Here is a 17,572-nt window from a genome sequence, read left to right as displayed (position 1 = left end):
ATGCGGTGGCAACCGTTGGGGCCAATAACACTTCCCTTAAAGGCCTGCCGGCTACATTGATGAAAGAAGCAAGTAATGTTCGCTATCTATCACACATCAAAGCCCTATTCAGCTTGGCTTATTAATTCATTATCGCCGTGACATGTTCACGTGTACATGCCTTTATTCCCATTTGGGAGTAAGGGCATTTTTCATTTCAGAAAAGGCGGGCACCCGTCGAGGGGTCCATTATGTTTGGAAAAAGTAAGCTCGTCGCTTATGGACTCGGTTAATGAATAGTCCAAGCATCATCAAGACGAGGAAATCACTATCATTTCAACAGTGGACTTCGATGTCATCGAGTAGGCGTTTTTCATCATTTAAAAGAATCCATTTCGAAAGATCGAAATGAATTCTTTTTTGCAGGGATATTTGAACTTACATTTTATTCGGCGCTGAAATTCCCAATAAACTTAGCGCATCCTTTAATACAACCGCCACGGAAAAAGCGAATGAGAGCTTCATTTGTTTGCATTCATCTTCAACTAAGACTTTGGTATGTGCATAATACTTATTGAATGCACGCGATAAATGCAAGCTGAATTTCGCGATTTGTGATGGGTCGGCTTGTTCAAATGATTTTTGGACAATGATCGGGTATTGCTCCAACAGCTGGATGACCGGCCACGCATATTCTCCTAAAGCTTCAAAAGTGAGGGACTGCTCTTTAAATTCACCTTTTTCAAGCAATGAGGAAATTCGCGCATATGTGTACTGTACATATGGACCCGTTTCTCCCTCAAAATTCATCATTTGCTCTAATGAAAAATCAATATCATTCATGCGGTTATTTTTTAGATCATTAAAGATGACCGCTCCGACACCAACCTGTCTTGCAACCAATTCCTTCTGTTCAAGCGCTTGATTTTTTTCTTCAATATTGCGCTTCGCAGTTTCGATTGCCTCTGCCAATACATCCGCAAGCAGCACGACTTTCCCTTTACGTGTCGACATTTTCTTGCCGTCTTTTAACATCATGCCAAATGCTACGTGCTGCAAATCTTTTGACCATCCATACCCCATTTTTTCAATGACATTAAAAAGTTGCTTAAAGTGCAGCGATTGTTCGTTTCCGACAACATAAAATGTTTTCTTCGCCCCGTACTGTTTTTTACGATACATGGCTGCAGCCAAATCACGCGTCGCATAAAGTGTCGCCCCATCGGTTTTCGTAATCAAACAAGGCGGCATATCTTCCAATTGCACGACATAGGCACCTTCGGATAGGGTAAGCAAGCCCTTTTCTTTTAGCTCCCCGACAACAGCATCCATTTTGTCATTGTAAAACGCTTCGCCGGCATAGGAATCAAAACGGATGCCCAATAAATCATAAATCGTCTCGAATTCTTTTAAAGACGCATCCCTGAACCATTTCCACAGAGCCAGTGCCTCCCCGTCCCCATCTTCAAGCGACTTGAAGCTTGCGCGCGCTTGTTCATTCAACGATTCGTCCGTTTCAGCTCTTTCATGGAACTTCACATAGATTTTCAATAATTCCTGAATCGGCGAAGCCTCGATTGCCTCTTTGTCGCCCCACAGCTTATACGCGACAATCAACTTGCCGAATTGCGTGCCCCAATCGCCTAAATGATTGATGCGCACGGCATCGTAGCCATTTTTTTCGGCAATGTTAGCCAGTGCATTCCCTATGACCGTTGAGCGTAAGTGCCCCATGGAAAAAGGCTTGGCGATATTCGGGGATGAGTAATCAATCACGACATTTTCCTGTACAGGCTGCACCGAACCATACTGATCCTTTTCTCTTAATATCGTTTGCAGCACGTTTTCCGTCACCACCTGTTGATTGACGAAGATATTCAGATAACCACCCACAACGTTCACTTCTTGGAGCAACTCACTGTTTAATTGTTGGGCTATTTCAGACGCAATCACTTGAGGTGATTTTTTGAATTTTTTTGCAAGAGTAAAGCACGGAAAGGCGACATCACCTAACTCCATCAATTTAGGCTTTTCCATTAATTTCTCTATTTCACTTGCTTGCATTTCATTGTTCAAAGCAGTTGAAATCAATTCTGCAATTGGCTTATTCATCGACATTTTCCCTCCTAAACAAAAAAGCCCCCGCCTCTAAATAAGAGACGAGAGCATGAATTCCCGTGGTACCACTCTAGTTGCCACAATTGTGACCACTTTCCATTGTTAACGAGGTGACTCCCCGATGTTCCCTACTAAACGTTTCAAGAAATTTCTCCAAAGTGCGCTTCATTCATCCGTCCTGCATTAGGCTCCCACCATCCCTAACTCGCTTTCCATTTCGACATGAACTACTCTCTTCATCACAGAATTTTCAATATTATAATTTAATCTATCGTACACAATAAAAAAAAACGTGTCAACAGGATTTAAGAAACAAATCCTAACCAGCCGGTACCTTCATTTTATCCTTGATGGTCGAAAAATACTTCCTTACTGTCCCTATTGTTCCGCTTTGCTTATTAGACGCTTCCAATTTGGATTGACCATCGGCTAACAGCCCTAACACTCCCATTTCCCGGTCATTATTGCTGGGAGACTCGTCTATAAGTTCTGAGGAGTATATTCGCTTGCCGTCCATTATGCCGCGAATCGAGCAGGCTAACTCTTCACCGGGGCTATCCTTCAATAAATAACCATTTACATTAGCTTTCAATGCGAGTTGAAAATAACCAGTCCTTCGAAATGTCGTTAAAATGACCACTTTGCATTCAAATGACTTTAATGCTTCTGCCGCCTCAAGTCCGCTCATTACAGGCATCTCCATATCCATGATACACACATCCGGCTGTAATTGGTGTACAAGGGCCATCGCTTCTTCTCCATTACTGGCTTGCCCGACAATTTCTATATCTTCTTCAAGATTGAGTAGAGAACTTATTGCCTCTAACAGCATTTGCTGATTCTCTGCAATGACAATTCGAATCATTTTAAGTTCTCTCCTTTATCGAGTTCCTTATATGAAGCAAAGACTCCCCCAAATCCAAGGATTATTAAGGGAGTCTGGAATGATACATGAACGTTACAGTTCAGATTTCACTTGAACGGGAACACTTTTTTTCGTTAAATATTTAATGTCCTTGAAGCTAACAAAATTCTTGGATGCCTCATCCCATAAACGGAAACGGAGTGAGCGCAAGCTTGTCGCAAGAGTAATCGTTGGAACGTTCTCTAAAGGCTCTGTATTATTGTGCGCCATTTCCAATTTATAGTTAGGCACCCTTGGACTTAAATGGTGAACATGATGGTAACCGATATTACCTGTAAGGAACTGCATCAGTTTTGGAAGCTTATAGAAAGAACTTCCTTCCACTGCCGCCAATACATATTCCCACTCCTCATTCTCTTCGAAGTAAGAGTCCTCGAATGTATGCTGGACGTAAAACAGCCAAATGCCCACTGAACCAGAAATCATGAAGATGGAACCTTGTACCAGAAGGAACGACTGCCAGCCTACTGCCAGGCAAAGCAATGCCACTAAAGCGACGATTATTACATTCGTCAAATACGTATTCATCTTTTCCTTCTTTCTAGCACCTTTACGGTTAAACCTGTTTTTAAGAAGGAAAACATAAATGGGTCCCAAACCAAACATAACCAATGGATTGCGATAAAAACGATACGCAAAACGAAGTTTAAGCGGTGCAGCCAAATACTCATCCACCGTAAGGGTCCAAATATCCCCCGTCCCCCGCTTATCCAAATTGCCGCTTGTTGCGTGATGCACAGAATGCTCATGTCCCCATTGATCAAACGGGAATAAAGTCAAAACACCCATGATCGTACCGACTGTTCTATTCGCACGGCGGTTTTTGAAAAATGAATGATGCGTGCAATCATGAAAAATGATGAATATCCTTGTCAAGAAACCAGCAGCAAACACAGCTGGAATTAAAGCTAACCAATAAGAAACGGAAAGACTTATATATGCTAGGTACCATAAAATAATGAATGGCCCCAAGGTATTGACGATCTGCCATATACTTTGCTTTGTCGTTGATTGTTCAAAAGGAGCAATTTGTTTTCTCAAGTTTTTCGTATTTTGCAAGGTCATTATTCAATTGCACTTCCTTTTATTTGTCGTTATTTCATATTATAAAGAAAGCAGCCTGAATTTATTAGTACCAGGTGTCATGACTAGAAGATGACAAATGTCATGTACAAGTCATTTTCAGCGGCAAGCGTAAAAAAAGGCCAACCAGTAAAAACTGATTAACCTGTTCATATGTATAGGATTTCGTTATCTTGAAAAACGGGACTATCAATATCAGGCCACCAGTCCCAGCAGTAAGCAAAATAATTCGTCCTGCCATAGAGTGGAACACCAATACAGAATCGTAATTAGATTCCCTATTTTCTTATATATAGAGCCTTTCCACAATGTACCTCTATTTTATAGCGATTCTCCATAGTAAACTAGTAAAGTTAAATTTTACAAAGGGGAATAAAATCATTGTGAAAAAATTCTTTGGATGTTTTATTATATTTAGCCTTCTTTGTATATGTCTCTATCCACCCAGTGGTCATTCATCAAGCAAAACCCTTTACATAGGTTCTGTTAAAGTGGACAATACAAAAGTTTTTAGTTCTCCTAAGTTAGGTTCCACTCAATTAAAGCCCTTAAAAAAGGGCGAGGAGTTTCCCGTCATTTCTACTTCCGTCGGAGATTCCGCGGGGCCTATTATCCATAAAGTAAAGGCTGGAAACACATTATGGAAAGTAGCAAATCAATATGGTGTTTCACTAAGTGAGCTACAAAAAGAAAATAAATTAACTTCGACCGAAATAAATATTGGCCAAAACCTGAAGATCCCCCAGAAATATAAGATCCATAAGGTTGTATCAGGAGATACATTGTGGAAGATTTCCACTAAATATAAGGTAACCACAAGTGATTTGACGAAATTAAACAAGTTACATACGGTTACCCTTAAAGTTGGCCAAAAATTGAAGATTCCTGATTATTACTACCAGGTTCAATTGCTTGATGGGAAGAAGGGATGGGTAAAGTCATCCCAGCTTCAAAAAAAGGCGCAAAAACCTATCGTCATGGGCTGGACGCATAATGGATCGAAAGAAAACTACACCCAACAAATGAAACAACCTAATTTAAATGTAGTATCTCCCCGTTCCTATACGCTGAAGGATTCCGGTAATTTCGTTTCCGTTTCTGCGGATGCAAAATTCGTCCAAAACGCCCATAAACAAGGAAAACAAGTTTGGCAGCTTATCGGTAATCAATTTGACCCTGTTTTAACTGATTCTGTACTAGGCAATACAAAAAATCGCCAGAAATTAGTTTCAGCTTTACGTGATTCACTTGTTAAAACTAAAAGTGATGGAATAAATGTAGATTTTGAAAACATCGATCCAAAAAGCAAGAAGGACTTTGTACTTTTCATAGGCGAACTGAAAAAAGCCTTAAAACCGCATGGAATTAAAGTGTCCGTGGATGTCACCCGAGAAAATGAAGACCCTTTTTGGTCAAAAAGTCTGGATAGGAAAGCACTTGGCAAAATAGCGGACTACCTCATCATAATGGGTTATGACGAGCATTGGGGAGGGAGCCCGGTAGCCGGGTCCGTTTCCTCATTACCTTGGATCAAAGAAGGAACGAAGCTATTAATGAAAGAAGTACCTGCCCATAAGATCATATTGGCTGTACCATTTTATACGAGGGAATGGGTAACCGATTTATCGACCAAAAAAGTGAAAAGTCATGACCGTACCATGGCTGAAGTCAACAAAATCATTTCATCTCATAAACTTAAAAAGGTATGGGATAAAAAGGCTCAACAAAATTACGTGGAGTATACTTCCAAAGGGGAAAAGCATCAAATATGGATAGAAGATAAAAAGTCGGTGAAGCTCCGTATTGACCTGGTCAAACAAAATCATCTAGGCGGTGTATCTGCTTGGTATCTTGGATCAGAAACCCCTGACATTTGGGATGTCTATCATTTTAATCAATAGATTGATAGAAAAACCATAAAGAAAAAAGGCCTCACATTGTGTGCGGCCTTTTTTGCATGACATCCTTTTCATTCGGTCTTGTCGTCTTAAGTGAATAAAGCACACCAATAAATATCAATGTAATGCCCAAGATTTGAATCCTGTCCGGTTGAAATCCTGAAAGAAGAATATCCAAAAGGATGGCTACTGCCGGATCGACAAAAATCATGAAAGATACTACATTTGTAGGCAAATGGCGGATACTATTAAAAAACAGCAGATACACGACGCCTGTATGGATGATGCCGGTAAGTACCGTATAAAACCATTCTGAAGACTTTAGCGTTGTGTAGACTGAAAAATCGACAAAAGGAATCAGTAATAGAAATCCAATGAACATTTGCAGAAAGGTGGTCGCGTATACACTGGTCTTTGAAATGCTCTTTCCTAAAAGCATGGTTGCCGCATAGAAAAATGCAGCAATGATCCCATAAATGATCCCTTCCCATTCAGGGGTTGATGATCGAAATCCATCTGTTCCCATAATGAATAATGTGCCAATGAAGCAAAGTGAAATGGCCAGGATGGAAAATAAACTCATTTTCTCCCTAAAGATGAAGCTCCCGAAAATGAGTACAATGATCGGCGCTAAATGATAAAGCGAAATGGCAATTGTCACCGATATCAGTTCGAAAGATTTAAAAAGGAATATCCAGTTCAACAAGTTGGCCACCGCGCAGAAAATGATGAGCATTACCTCTTTGGAATTCCATATTTCGTTCTTGAAATGTCCTGTAATCACCCAGGCAGCACATAAGAAAATGGCCGCACAAATGCAGCGAACAAAAACCAATTCCAATGCAGGAAGTCCTGATAGTCCTGAAAAGAAACCGACAGAACCAAAGATCGTCATGGCTAGAGACAGTTGAAGAAGTGCTATTTTATTCATTTCATTTCCCCTCAATAAATTCCCATTTTTTACATTTATACTAACATTTCTCGGGCATGCCGTCACGTGTGATGATATTCGCCCACATGTGATCTGGAATCATCAATGTACACCTGCTATCGCGCGGCAAGGTCGTCATGATCTCGTCTTCCCTTCCTTCTTTTATTTTGGCGACCCAGTCCGGTTCCATTAGTAATTCCCTTCCCAAACGAAGAAAAACCAAAAATCCCCTTTGAAAAAGGGGATTCTTTCCATGCCAGTGATCATCCAAAGAATAGATCCAGCAGATTACTGCCTGCCGATGATTGCCTATTATAAAACTCCGAATAACCGCAATTCTTGCAATACACAACCGTAAATTGATTATTCTGGACATCGAACATTTTTGACAACCCTGTTCCAGTCATGGCTACATCCTTCTTAGCAGCATCATTGCTTCCGCATTTCATACAACCCTTTTCGCTCATGATCCTTCATCTCCCAATTTATATATAAATACCTGTCAGCACCGTACATACTTAGATATACGGATAAAGTAAGGAATGGTTTCAGAACTTATAAAAAAATGGAAACTCGTTCCTTAAACATCGCATCGCTTTCTTAAACGGCCGAACCTCTTAATCGAGGATACTTGAGAAAAAACATTACATGACCTTTGCATCGTCCAACCGTATTTCTGCAACCCTTCCACCTGGAACACACCAAAATTCTAAAGTAATATTCCGTTCATGGTCAATGTAGCCGATAATATCCGCTCCCTGTTCATAACTTTTATAATAATGATCTCCGTACTTCGAAAGAACGTCCGCTTTCTTACTTCCTAACTTTATACCTTTGCTTGTTTGCAGGGAGTTGTCAAATGGATCGTCGTCCGTACTTGAAATGATTAACCGCATAATTTCCCCTTTATCCTCGTCTGTATTGATAGAGGCCGTTTTTAACCCGCCTTTCCAATAATAATAATCATATGCATTATTATTATCTTGATCGATGGGTTCTCCATATTCCCTAATAAATTCTGGACTCGTTATGTTATCCAAAACCTTGAATCCCCCGATGGATTCATCGGCCAAATCCGTTGATTTTGTCAATTTTTCAGAGAATGCCGAGTACACATAGAAACCTAATGCTGCTCCAATAATAATAAGTACAATAATGAACTTTCGTTGATCATGCATTTTTCCCATCTTTGAATCTACTCCATCTCTATCGGATTATTTCCGTGGGTCGACTATTCTGTATTGGAGCTACTAACTGGCGAACAGGCAGGAACTGATTCCCATTATGAGTCCTCCGCCTATCCCGATCACTACGCCAACAACTGACCATCGTGAAATGATCATGCCTAGTAGAAATAAATAGAATCCTATAAGCCCAAATTAACAGAACCTTATTTTTCATTTTACATCCATATGTCCTACTAAATATCCTCATATTATCTTATACGGATAAATATGGATAAAAGTTTCACTTTTTCAAGCAGCAACTGGCTCATGCATTCTATGTTGCATAATAAAAACCGAAATCAGCTACTGATTTCGGTTTTTCGGTAAGGACTATTTAATTAGTGATATCTTTTTTCTGGAAGAAGAAGAAAGTTAGCGCTAAAAAGATAAGATAATAGATGCCGAGTACACTCATTGAAAATCCAAGTGTAGCTCCATCGAACATTTCCATGGTTCCGGAAATATAGCCCCTTAAATCAAGGTGGGGGAATAAGACGAATTTTAACCACTCGTATTTGCCGATGAATGATTGAATGACCATATTTAATGTCGAAGAAGCAAATAGGATGAAAATGGATATACCTACTGCAAGTGCTTGGTTTTTAAATAATGTGCTTAGCATGAAAGCGATGGTCGTGATGACCAGGAATCCTGGTATCCAGTAAACGATCATGTCCACGAAATATTCGCCGACTACCACAGGACTGAATTCACCGAAAGATGCGGGATCCATGATTTTGTCTGAATACGAACCATTGCCAAAGAATATGATGCCGATAAGATAACTGAATATAAGTAGGCTCGCAAGTAATAACGCTGCAAATAACAAGGAAGTAATATATTTGGAAAGTAGAATCTTCCAACGTTTATAAGGCCTGATCAACAGTTGTTTAATGGTGCCATCCGAAAATTCAGAGGAAACGAGCGAGCTGCAAACAATAACGACGAATAAAGTGACAAATGATGTTAATGATGTAGTCCATTCCGCCATATAGGTCCAATTCGTGTTCAAGTCAGGGTTTATATCATCAGCCAACAATTGCTTGTTGAGATTGATATCTTCCATGATCGCGGCTTTTTCATCTTCACTGATTTCCTTAGCTTTCAAAGCCTTTTCCTGTTCTTGTATATCTGCCTTTAACTCTTGCTTCCAATCTTTACCCGATTCTTGGGGACTTAGTTTATAATCGATGACTGCAGTCCCTAATGCTGCCAATAAAAGAAAAGCGATGAATATATAAGTTGATACTTTTGAAAAGATTTTCATCCATTCATTTTTTACTAAGGACATCATACAGACTCCCTCATTTCCTGCTCAGTGATTTCAAAGAATTTATCTTCCAGTGATTTTCTAGTAATGCCAATTTCATAGACATCTAGTTGATTTTCAATAAAACTCCTATTTATATTGGCCGTTTGTTCACGAGAGGCCGATACGGAGATTGTCTTCGCATCATATTTCAGAATCGTAATATCCCCAAACTGTTCTTGAAGGATTTTTTTAGCTAGCTTTCCATCACTGACAGTGAATGAAACTTCATTGATCGTTTCGGTTTTTTCATCTGAAATATGTTCTTTCGTATGTATCAGTTTTCCCTTTTCGATAACGGCAAAACTATCGCACATCAATTGCATTTCCGATAGTAAATGTGATGAAATCAATATCCCGACGCCTTCACTCGCCAGTACTTTCAAGTAATCACGAAACTCGCGAATCCCTTGTGGATCCAAGCCGTTCGTCGGTTCATCAAAAATCAATAACGACGGTTTATGTAAAATGGCCTGTGCCACGCCAAGGCGCTGTCGCATCCCTAATGAATAGGTTTTAACCTTCTTATCGATGGCATGATCCAGTTTGACAAGCTTGATGACCTCTTCTATTCTCTCATTGGATATGTCATTGGATGACATTCGGGCATAATGGAGGATATTCTTTCTGCCTGTCATGTACTTATAAAACTCCGGGTTTTCAACAATGGCCCCCAATTGATTCATTGCACCTTCGAAATCATTATCGAGGTCACTGCCATTGATCATGACAGTACCGCCCGTACGATTGATGAGGCCTGTGATCATACGGATGATCGTGGTCTTCCCTGCCCCATTCGGACCAAGCAAACCAAATATTTCATTACTTTTTATTTCAAAGCTAACATTGTCCACAATGGTTGCTTTTCCAATTTTTTTAGTTAAGGATTGAACCTTAAGAACCGATTCAGACATATAATACCTTCCTTTTTTCATTTTTTCCAAAATCACACAATCCCTACATTACCATATAATGCATATTATTACTATACTGATATTCTTCTTTTTGGGTATATTGAACCAATGCCTCCATCGGCGTCACCTTCCCGCCCGCATTATCATAAACACTTTTTTTCCCGAAATAGCAACAACTCCTATGTACCGTTTTCTTTTTAATACGTTTTTGTTTGAATAAAGTTTCAGGGTTATTTTATCTAATTAGGAAAATTTACGGATAATCACAAGTTGAGAAATATATAAGTAAAGCCGATGGAAATGGCCAGGCCCAATGCAAAAAGAAGGATTTTTCTAACAATGGATGGTAAAAGCCTATATATCATCATTAAAATTACATCGATGAAATTCATTGGTATTCCGGAGCCGAACTCTTTGATCTCTTTCTTTTTGCCAAAAACGGCGAACCACATTACAAAAAGACCACATAAAATAAAAATGATGGAAAAAATCTTCAATCCCATAGTATGCCACCCATTTCCTCATAGGTTTAACGATATTGTTATATTCTTATCTTAACTGGGGTTTCCTGATTCAAGTTTCAAAATGAATTCTTCAACCTCTGCCCCTCTTGCATGGGAATACCCTTTGTCTTCATCGAATCTTTCAAATCCGCATTTTTCCAGAACCTTGATGGATGCGAGATTATCCTTGGCTGCGCGGGCATAAAGAGGGCGGACCTTAATTTTCGGCAAAAAATTGAGCAGTGCTTCTGTAGCGATTCCCTTACCCCAATATTGCTTCCCGATCCAATAACTCACTTCAGGGTTACCAAATTGTTCGAACCTGAGAATGCTGCCCGCAACACATCCGTTGTGGATTATGGTCATTTTTTGAATATCCCGGTTCGATAAGATGTTCTTCCAGTGTGTCAAAAAAGCCATTTTGTTTGTTGGATCCTTCGATGTGAAAGCAGCCATATAGTTTGCGGCAGGATCCAGTTGCTGCTCGAAAAAGATAGGTAGATCACTCTCCTTGACCTCCCGCAGCCAGACTCCTTCGTCATTGGTTTGCAATCCCATAATATCACCCTTCGCACCAATTCATTAAAAACCGGAAAAACCGAAGACTCTGCCATCTTCGGCGTGGTTTCATTCCTTTATCATACTATAATTTCCTTCGAACGCTTATAGCTCAATATGTTTGATAACTTCAGACAAGCTCTTATCCATCATAGATCGGAGGCGTAAATGATGATTTTCAAAAGCTAAAGCTTCCGTAACGGGATTAGGAACGATTACACACTTTAATCCTGCAGTCAGGGCCGCCTGAAGCCCATTTAACGAATCTTCGAATGCTACGGCTTCTGTGGGCCGAATGCCCAGAACTTCAATTGCCTTTACATATAAATCAGGCGCAGGTTTTACTTTTTCAACATCATCCCCTGTGATCAGAACTTCAAAATAGTTTAACAGTCCAAGTTCCCCCAAATGATGAGTGACCCACTCTTTCGTCGAGCTTGAAGCGAGGGCGATTTTATATCCATTGTTTTTTGCTTCTTCTAAATAATCCTTTACACCTTCACGTGCCTGTGATGTTTTCATTTTGACTTCATGAAGGCTTTTTGCCCTGGATTCAATTTCTTCAATATTGCAACTTTCCCCCAGCTGATCCTTGAAGTACTGATTAAGTTCAGTATTATCCGTTCCGATACATTTTACGAACTGCTCAAGAGACAAATCAGATTTATAAAAAGCCATCGTTTCTTTATAAGCCTCATACCAAGCCGTTTCTGTGTCTAAAATTAAACCATCAAAGTCGAAAATAACTGCTTTAATCATAATGATTTCCTCCTTTAACCTTGAAATGGTATTTCCATTAACATAAACGTACATGAATGAATTCCCTTGTTCAACCAAACGGTTCCGCCCGTTTTCTGGAAGGTTTGGTTATTTCCATAATTAGTTAATCGCTAAGGATATGGTAACCCGATGTCCGCCTCATTTCTTTTTTATATGTTACATGTTTTAACAATTACTTAGTGCCTTCGCGGTGTTTTTCCTTAACTGCGCCTAAAAGGGTGATCGTTTAACGAATTGTTTAATTGCAGGAAACAACGAGGAGGATAAACATGAAGAAAATTTTATTAACGATCCTAACGGCTTCTGTATTCATTCTAGGAGTTTGCATGCCAACAAAAGGCGAAGCCGCTGCTTTGGATCGCACACTTTCATTTGGAATGAGTAATAGTGATGTTAAAGACTTACAAGAATTATTACTGACAAAAGGGGTTTTTCCCTATCATGAAGCAACAGGTAACTTCGGATCGATTACAAAAGAATCCGTTAAGAAGTATCAGGAAAAATCAGGACTGAAAGTCGATGGAATAGCTGGAACACAAACGAATCAGAAAATACAGGTACTAAAAAGCGGGGATATGGGAAGGCCTGTAGCTGAACTGCAAAGATTATTGAAGGCCTGGGACGTTTACACATCAACGATCGATGGCATTTATGGAACAGGTACAAAGCAAGCCGTCATCAACTTTCAAAAGCAAAAGGGATTATCCGCTGATGGAATGGCCGGTGCTCGGACCTTCAGTAAATTAAAAGAAAGAGCAAGTTCAGCAAGCTCTGCCGTTAAAGAAATAACGGTAACAAGTACAGCATATACAGCGAGCTGCCAGGGATGCTCCGGCACTACAAGAATGGGCGTTGACCTAAAAAAATATGATGATGCCAAACTGATAGCCGTTGATCCTAACGTGATTCCGCTAGGCTCCATCGTGGAAGTCGAAGGCTATGGACAAGCAATCGCTGCAGATACGGGCGGCGCCATCAAAGGAAACAGAATCGATGTATTCATCGCGGGTGAAGCGGATGCTTTAACGTGGGGAAGAAAGCAAGTGAAAGTGAAAGTAATTAGATGATGCGTAACATAAACAGCGTTTTCATATAAAAATAGATACATAACCAAACCGAAAGAGCATGCATTCAATCCATCCATGCTCTTTTGGTCTGATCAAACCATTTTGTACATGATAACATCATCGACGTATTCACGTTCGCTCATCTTGAATTCCTTTATTTTACGGCCCTCTTCAACAAATCCCATCTTTTTATACAGTGATATTGCCCGCTGATTTGTTGAAAATACTCCCAAGCTCACCTTTTCAATGAACGGATTTGCCTCTGCCCATTCCAATAAAGCTTTTAAAAGCTCCTTTCCCATTCCTTTCCCTCTGTAATTTTTCCTGATCATCATTCCAAATGAGCCCTTGTGAGACATTCTCTTCCTATTTTCCGATTGAAACACGATCCATCCAATGACCTCACCATTTATTTCGGCCACGATGATGGTTTCCCGTTCATTTTCCAATAACGTTCGTATCCAATCCCTTTGTTGTTCCGGTGTTTTATTGAACTCCTCCGATACCGCAATAAAATACTCTCCTTCGGAAATAACGGAATTCTGTACATCCAAAACCGCTTTCGCATCCGCCAATTCACCAGTCCGAATGATGTGATTCTTCATTTCTGACATTCCAATCACCCTTAATGAACCATGTTCGGATCGAAGTGAACAATAGGACGGCTTTCGATGATTCTTTGTTCGATCTTCTTCACGGTTTGGAATAATTGACCATCCGCATTCTTCAAATCATACTTTTTATGAAAAAAATTATATAACGTTAGGTCCCTTAACTTTAAAAATAGGGGAATCGTTTCGTATGCTTCAGGTGCCAGGATATTCTCCGTCTCATAACCTTTTATGAATGCCCTCATGAACTTGGCGGCATATTCATCAAGCCCTTTTATCCCTTCACGTTCCAAGCTCCATATCAGATAGTACAGAGGGATGGCCAAATCGCTGGCAAACCAGTGATAAGAACAGTCATCAAAGTCAAAAACATGAATCTTCCCCTCATGAAAATGGAAATTGCCGTTATGTATATCAGAATGGATCAATCCAAAATTATCTTGATGAACTGGAAGGGCATCTAAATTCTTCTTGATTGATTCTTGTTGGTGCATCAGTTGCCCTGGAACATCGGATTGGTAAAGTTCGGCATTCAATAGTTCCTCTTCATGCCAATCCAGCCTTCTATATTTTATTTCAGGCTGATAATTTTTTGTTTGTTTATGCATTTGGCCAATCGTTCTTCCCCATTCAAAAAATAAAGGTTCATCGAAATTTTCATCGGTGACTTTCATCCTCACACCAGGAGCTTTTTCAAACAGGCAACAATAAAATTCCGTACCATCCGAACCCTTTACAATTTCAACTAAGTTATTTTCTTTCGAAGAGAGAACTTTAGGAATTTCACTACTATTATTCTGTAAATATTCAATCCACTTTAACTCAGCAAGCACTTGACCTTTTGTACGATGCGATTGATGTGTCATTCTTAAGATATATGGCGTTCCATCCCTGTAAACCTCAAATACATAGTTCTCTGCATCTCCAAGTTTAACCGGATCCCCAGCATTCACTTGAAAAAAATGCCCAGCCAATTTCACCAATTCCATAGAAAAAATTCGCTCTACAGATGCTTCCATGATCATCACTCCTTAATGATATTGCTAACTTTATTAATAAGACTCTTTTCGTAAAGATTGTTGTTTTTAAAACAAAACGATTTAAGATTGATTGGAGCGCACGTGCGAGACTCCTGCGGGAGCAGCGGGAAGCGAGCATCCGGAGGGGAAATCAACCACACCGCTTTACTTGGTAAATAGCAACAAAGTATGCGAAAACAGCCATTAATAAAAACGATTTATACTATGCTTTATACGATACCAAAATGCCTTTTCCCTTTATTTGTATATCATTCTTTTTTATAAATCTTGGATTTTGCTCCCTTCTTGGTTCTTACGCGAAGAACACTACACATAGGGATAGTGACATCGATGTAGCGTTCTACAGTCAAGATTCATCACATATTACATATGAGTTATTTTTATTGGCACAGGAACTGGCAGATATCCTGAAAATAGATGTGGACCTGATTAATCTAAGGACAGCATCGACCGTTTTTCAGGCACAAATATACACAACCGGCATTGTGATTTATTCAAAAGATGACACACTTCTAAAAAACCAACAAATGATTGCTCTTAGCATGTACGCTAAATTGAATGAGGAACGGGAAATTATCTTAAAAAAAATAGAGGAAAGTGGGTCCATTTATGGATAATGATGTGATTTTGAACAAGATCAGTGTAATCGAGCGTTGCATGAACCGCGTTAAGGTTGTATACGCGAATAATCCAGAAAGCCTAAAGGACTATACGAAACAAGATTCCATCATCCTTAATATACAACGCGCATGCGAATCCTCGATTGACCTGGCCATGCATATTGTAGCTGATCAAAGACTTGGGTTGCCTCAATCAAGCAGGGATGCTTTTGATATGCTGAAGGATCATTCGGTTATTAATGAAGATATAGCTAGGCGCTTAAAAGCCATGGTTGGATTAAGAAACATTGCTGTTCATGATGACCAAAACATTAATTTAGACATTTTAGAACAAATCGTAGTGAATCATCTCAGCGATTTCACTGCGTATACAAAACAAAACCTGAATTTCCAAGGAATGCGGTGAAAGAGGTATCCAACAAAAGCTCTTGCTTTTTCATACTTCAAAAAAAAAACGCCCTATAGGGCGCGTCCAAAATCAAGTTTCCGTTTCTTCTTCATTCGCTATTTTATTGAACTTCAAGATCGTTTCTTCGATTACTGGATTATTGAATTCTTCTTGGATGGCTGATTGTACAAATTTATCTTCACCATTCATTTCATCCCAAGCATTAACTTTGTAATCTTGATCCCGACTATTTGATTTACCGTTTTGTTCCTCATTATTTGACAACTGTCTTCACCTCTTAAACATAGTAGAGTTCGAACCAATCATAAGCAGAAAAAGATAACTTTTTAAAAATCTTCCTTGATTGAAATGGGTGAACCCGTTGAGGTATGTTGATTAACCCAGTCAAGCGACACTTTTGAAACGGCATTCCACTCAGGTATTTGGGCTTTATGCTGTTCCACCCAGCTCATGCAATATTGCGGGTCTATATTGCTTTCTTGGGATTTCGCCAAGAATGATTGAATTGTGGTTTCAGTACAGTTTTCCCATGATCCACATGTATCCTGCCAAATATGCTCCATTTTCATTTGTATATTATCGTTAGCCATTGGGTTTCCTCCTTAAATGAATATTACTTTTTGATATCTTAATTAAGTATGTCCAAGGCTAAATAAATCATTACAAAAATGTTCAAATAGATCTTTTCAGCGAAAGAATGAATCTACAGTTGTAAAAATGATGAATAAACTGATTCCGATGAACAAAATCCGCCAGCACCAATAACTGCTTATGAAAGCAAAATTATTGCCTACTTCAATCTCTTCAATTGTATTGAAACAAACCAAAATACAGAAAACTCACTCGTGTATTCCACGCTTTTACTCGTGAGTCGGCGCTTTACTCGTGAGTTTCAGCGATTTACTCGTGAATTTAGCCTGTTTACTCGTGAATTTCACGCTTTTACTCGTGAATTTAGCCTGTTTACTCGTGAATTTCACGCTTTTACTCGTGAATCGGCGTTTACTCGTTGGACGATGATTCTTACATTCACTTCATTTCTTCTTTTGTTCTCCAACATAAAAAAAAGCTGATTACTCAGCTATTTCCACTCACAGCGTTTTTCTAAATGAGTAGCACCATTTATCATAATCCAATTTCTCTTCATAGAAACGGTGGGCATCGTTTCGCTGGATTCCAGATTCCAATGCCACATAGGCAGCTCCGTTTTCTTTTGCCCAGTCATGTAAATAATTCAATAACTTCTCTCCATATCCAAAAGAACGGTGGGCAGAATCTGTTACAAGGTCATAAATAAATACGTGACGTTTATTATAAAAGTTCACTCTCCAGCTTAAACCAGCCAAGGATACAACCTGGTTATCCTTATATAAAGCAAACAAACGATACCCATCTTTCTTCATTTCTTCAAGTAACTCCAGATATGTTTTTTGAGTTAAGTCAGTTCGCAGCTGATTCATGATTGGAAAGGCTTCTAACCATTGTTCTTTATTGGTTAATTCTTGTATTGTTTCTATCGAATTCACATTAACACCCCTGAAAGTTTTATTAGCATGTATTTCAACTTCCAACACCGTAATTCCTTTCTTGCTTCGATATTT

Annotated in this window: 23 protein-coding genes, 1 pseudogene and 1 other annotated feature; of the genes and pseudogenes, 6 read left to right on the top strand and 18 right to left on the bottom strand. The window is 39.3% G+C overall.

All coding sequences use genetic code 11. From position 1 onward, the window contains the following. Nucleotides 1–125: pseudogene (locus N0M92_RS22230) on the top strand (NAD(P)/FAD-dependent oxidoreductase); the annotation flags it as partial. A gap of 292 nt (nucleotides 126–417) precedes the next feature. Here the strand turns inward: N0M92_RS22230 and argS are convergent. The 4 genes from argS to N0M92_RS22210 form a co-directional block, all read right to left on the bottom strand. Next, entirely contained in the window at nucleotides 418–2,097 is a 1,680-nt protein-coding gene (gene argS / locus N0M92_RS22225) for an arginine--tRNA ligase (RefSeq protein ID WP_397443908.1), read from the bottom strand. A 34-nt stretch (nucleotides 2,098–2,131) separates the two neighbouring features. Then, nucleotides 2,132–2,349, bottom strand: a binding site (T-box leader). A 67-nt stretch (nucleotides 2,350–2,416) separates the two neighbouring features. Then, nucleotides 2,417–2,962, bottom strand: a complete 546-nt coding sequence (locus N0M92_RS22220; RefSeq protein ID WP_260287880.1) for a response regulator — start codon at nucleotides 2,960–2,962, stop codon at nucleotides 2,417–2,419. 93 nt (nucleotides 2,963–3,055) lie between these two features. Next, a complete protein-coding gene (locus tag N0M92_RS22215) occupies nucleotides 3,056–4,087 on the bottom strand; it encodes a fatty acid desaturase (protein ID WP_260287879.1) in 1,032 nt (343 codons plus the stop codon). A 100-nt stretch (nucleotides 4,088–4,187) separates the two neighbouring features. Continuing rightward, on the bottom strand, nucleotides 4,188–4,346 hold the full coding sequence (locus N0M92_RS22210) for a hypothetical protein (protein WP_260287877.1): 159 nt from the start codon (nucleotides 4,344–4,346) through the stop codon (nucleotides 4,188–4,190). A gap of 250 nt (nucleotides 4,347–4,596) precedes the next feature. Here N0M92_RS22210 and N0M92_RS22205 point away from each other — a divergent pair, with 250 nt between their 5' ends. Beyond that, nucleotides 4,597–6,006, top strand: coding sequence for a LysM peptidoglycan-binding domain-containing protein (locus N0M92_RS22205; protein WP_260287876.1), 1,410 nt, complete (start codon nucleotides 4,597–4,599; stop codon nucleotides 6,004–6,006). A 31-nt stretch (nucleotides 6,007–6,037) separates the two neighbouring features. Here the strand turns inward: N0M92_RS22205 and N0M92_RS22200 are convergent, their stop codons facing one another. From N0M92_RS22200 to N0M92_RS22160, 9 genes are all read right to left on the bottom strand, one after another. After that, complete coding sequence (locus tag N0M92_RS22200) at nucleotides 6,038–6,934, bottom strand: DMT family transporter (RefSeq protein ID WP_260287875.1); 897 nt, start codon at nucleotides 6,932–6,934, stop codon at nucleotides 6,038–6,040. Nucleotides 6,935–6,974: 40 nt separating this feature from the next. Continuing rightward, nucleotides 6,975–7,157: a hypothetical protein gene (locus N0M92_RS22195; protein WP_260287874.1), complete on the bottom strand. Its 183-nt coding sequence runs from the start codon at nucleotides 7,155–7,157 to the stop codon at nucleotides 6,975–6,977. A gap of 40 nt (nucleotides 7,158–7,197) precedes the next feature. Next, the gene (locus N0M92_RS22190) at nucleotides 7,198–7,401 is read right to left on the bottom strand and encodes a zinc ribbon domain-containing protein (protein WP_192206544.1); all 204 of its coding nucleotides are present in this window, start codon (nucleotides 7,399–7,401) and stop codon (nucleotides 7,198–7,200) included. 177 nt (nucleotides 7,402–7,578) lie between these two features. Continuing rightward, nucleotides 7,579–8,121 (bottom strand): hypothetical protein, encoded by a 543-nt coding sequence (locus tag N0M92_RS22185; protein ID WP_260287873.1) that lies wholly within the window; start codon nucleotides 8,119–8,121, stop codon nucleotides 7,579–7,581. A gap of 373 nt (nucleotides 8,122–8,494) precedes the next feature. Then, a complete protein-coding gene (locus tag N0M92_RS22180; RefSeq protein WP_260287871.1) occupies nucleotides 8,495–9,451 on the bottom strand; it encodes an ABC transporter permease in 957 nt (318 codons plus the stop codon). Beyond that, a complete protein-coding gene (locus N0M92_RS22175; RefSeq protein ID WP_260287870.1) occupies nucleotides 9,451–10,383 on the bottom strand; it encodes an ABC transporter ATP-binding protein in 933 nt (310 codons plus the stop codon). The genes N0M92_RS22180 and N0M92_RS22175 overlap by 1 nt, the downstream gene beginning before the upstream one ends. Before the next feature lie 263 nt (nucleotides 10,384–10,646). Beyond that, the gene (locus tag N0M92_RS22170) at nucleotides 10,647–10,886 is read right to left on the bottom strand and encodes a hypothetical protein (RefSeq protein ID WP_260287869.1); all 240 of its coding nucleotides are present in this window, start codon (nucleotides 10,884–10,886) and stop codon (nucleotides 10,647–10,649) included. Nucleotides 10,887–10,937: 51 nt separating this feature from the next. Continuing rightward, the gene (locus N0M92_RS22165) at nucleotides 10,938–11,444 is read right to left on the bottom strand and encodes a GNAT family N-acetyltransferase (protein WP_260287868.1); all 507 of its coding nucleotides are present in this window, start codon (nucleotides 11,442–11,444) and stop codon (nucleotides 10,938–10,940) included. A gap of 105 nt (nucleotides 11,445–11,549) precedes the next feature. Next, nucleotides 11,550–12,203 carry an HAD family hydrolase gene (locus N0M92_RS22160; protein ID WP_260287867.1) on the bottom strand — a complete coding sequence of 218 codons (654 nt, stop codon included), beginning with the start codon at nucleotides 12,201–12,203 and terminating at the stop codon, nucleotides 11,550–11,552. Nucleotides 12,204–12,493: 290 nt separating this feature from the next. Here N0M92_RS22160 and N0M92_RS22155 point away from each other — a divergent pair, with 290 nt between their 5' ends. Then, on the top strand, nucleotides 12,494–13,291 hold the full coding sequence (locus N0M92_RS22155; RefSeq protein WP_260287866.1) for a peptidoglycan-binding protein: 798 nt from the start codon (nucleotides 12,494–12,496) through the stop codon (nucleotides 13,289–13,291). A gap of 92 nt (nucleotides 13,292–13,383) precedes the next feature. Here the strand turns inward: N0M92_RS22155 and N0M92_RS22150 are convergent, their stop codons facing one another. Further along, nucleotides 13,384–13,905, bottom strand: coding sequence for a GNAT family N-acetyltransferase (locus N0M92_RS22150; RefSeq protein ID WP_260287865.1), 522 nt, complete (start codon nucleotides 13,903–13,905; stop codon nucleotides 13,384–13,386). A gap of 11 nt (nucleotides 13,906–13,916) precedes the next feature. After that, the gene (locus tag N0M92_RS22145) at nucleotides 13,917–14,921 is read right to left on the bottom strand and encodes a phosphotransferase enzyme family protein (protein WP_260287864.1); all 1,005 of its coding nucleotides are present in this window, start codon (nucleotides 14,919–14,921) and stop codon (nucleotides 13,917–13,919) included. Between the two features lie 245 nt (nucleotides 14,922–15,166). Here N0M92_RS22145 and mntA point away from each other — a divergent pair, with 245 nt between their 5' ends. Together mntA and hepT are read left to right on the top strand one after the other, a co-directional pair. Continuing rightward, nucleotides 15,167–15,559, top strand: coding sequence for a type VII toxin-antitoxin system MntA family adenylyltransferase antitoxin (mntA, locus tag N0M92_RS22140; protein WP_260287863.1), 393 nt, complete (start codon nucleotides 15,167–15,169; stop codon nucleotides 15,557–15,559). After that, nucleotides 15,552–15,968, top strand: a complete 417-nt coding sequence (gene hepT / locus N0M92_RS22135; protein WP_260287862.1) for a type VII toxin-antitoxin system HepT family RNase toxin — start codon at nucleotides 15,552–15,554, stop codon at nucleotides 15,966–15,968. The genes mntA and hepT overlap by 8 nt, the downstream gene beginning before the upstream one ends. Nucleotides 15,969–16,040: 72 nt before the next feature. Here hepT and N0M92_RS22130 read toward each other — a convergent pair whose 3' ends face one another. Continuing rightward, the gene (locus N0M92_RS22130) at nucleotides 16,041–16,235 is read right to left on the bottom strand and encodes a hypothetical protein (RefSeq protein WP_260287861.1); all 195 of its coding nucleotides are present in this window, start codon (nucleotides 16,233–16,235) and stop codon (nucleotides 16,041–16,043) included. 62 nt (nucleotides 16,236–16,297) lie between these two features. After that, complete coding sequence (locus N0M92_RS22125) at nucleotides 16,298–16,561, bottom strand: hypothetical protein (RefSeq protein WP_260287860.1); 264 nt, start codon at nucleotides 16,559–16,561, stop codon at nucleotides 16,298–16,300. 255 nt (nucleotides 16,562–16,816) lie between these two features. On the opposite strand from N0M92_RS22125, the gene N0M92_RS22120 reads away from it, so the two are divergent. Further along, on the top strand, nucleotides 16,817–17,044 hold the full coding sequence (locus N0M92_RS22120; protein ID WP_260287859.1) for a hypothetical protein: 228 nt from the start codon (nucleotides 16,817–16,819) through the stop codon (nucleotides 17,042–17,044). Between the two features lie 18 nt (nucleotides 17,045–17,062). Here N0M92_RS22120 and N0M92_RS22115 read toward each other — a convergent pair whose 3' ends face one another. After that, nucleotides 17,063–17,497: a GNAT family N-acetyltransferase gene (locus tag N0M92_RS22115; protein ID WP_260287858.1), complete on the bottom strand. Its 435-nt coding sequence runs from the start codon at nucleotides 17,495–17,497 to the stop codon at nucleotides 17,063–17,065. Nucleotides 17,498–17,572 lie beyond the last annotated feature (75 nt).

Origin of the sequence: Peribacillus aracenensis, assembly GCF_025175645.1 — a bacterium.
In the GTDB taxonomy this organism is placed as follows: Bacteria; Bacillota; Bacilli; order Bacillales; family DSM-1321; genus Peribacillus; species Peribacillus aracenensis.
This window is presented reverse-complemented; position numbering and strand designations above follow the sequence as displayed.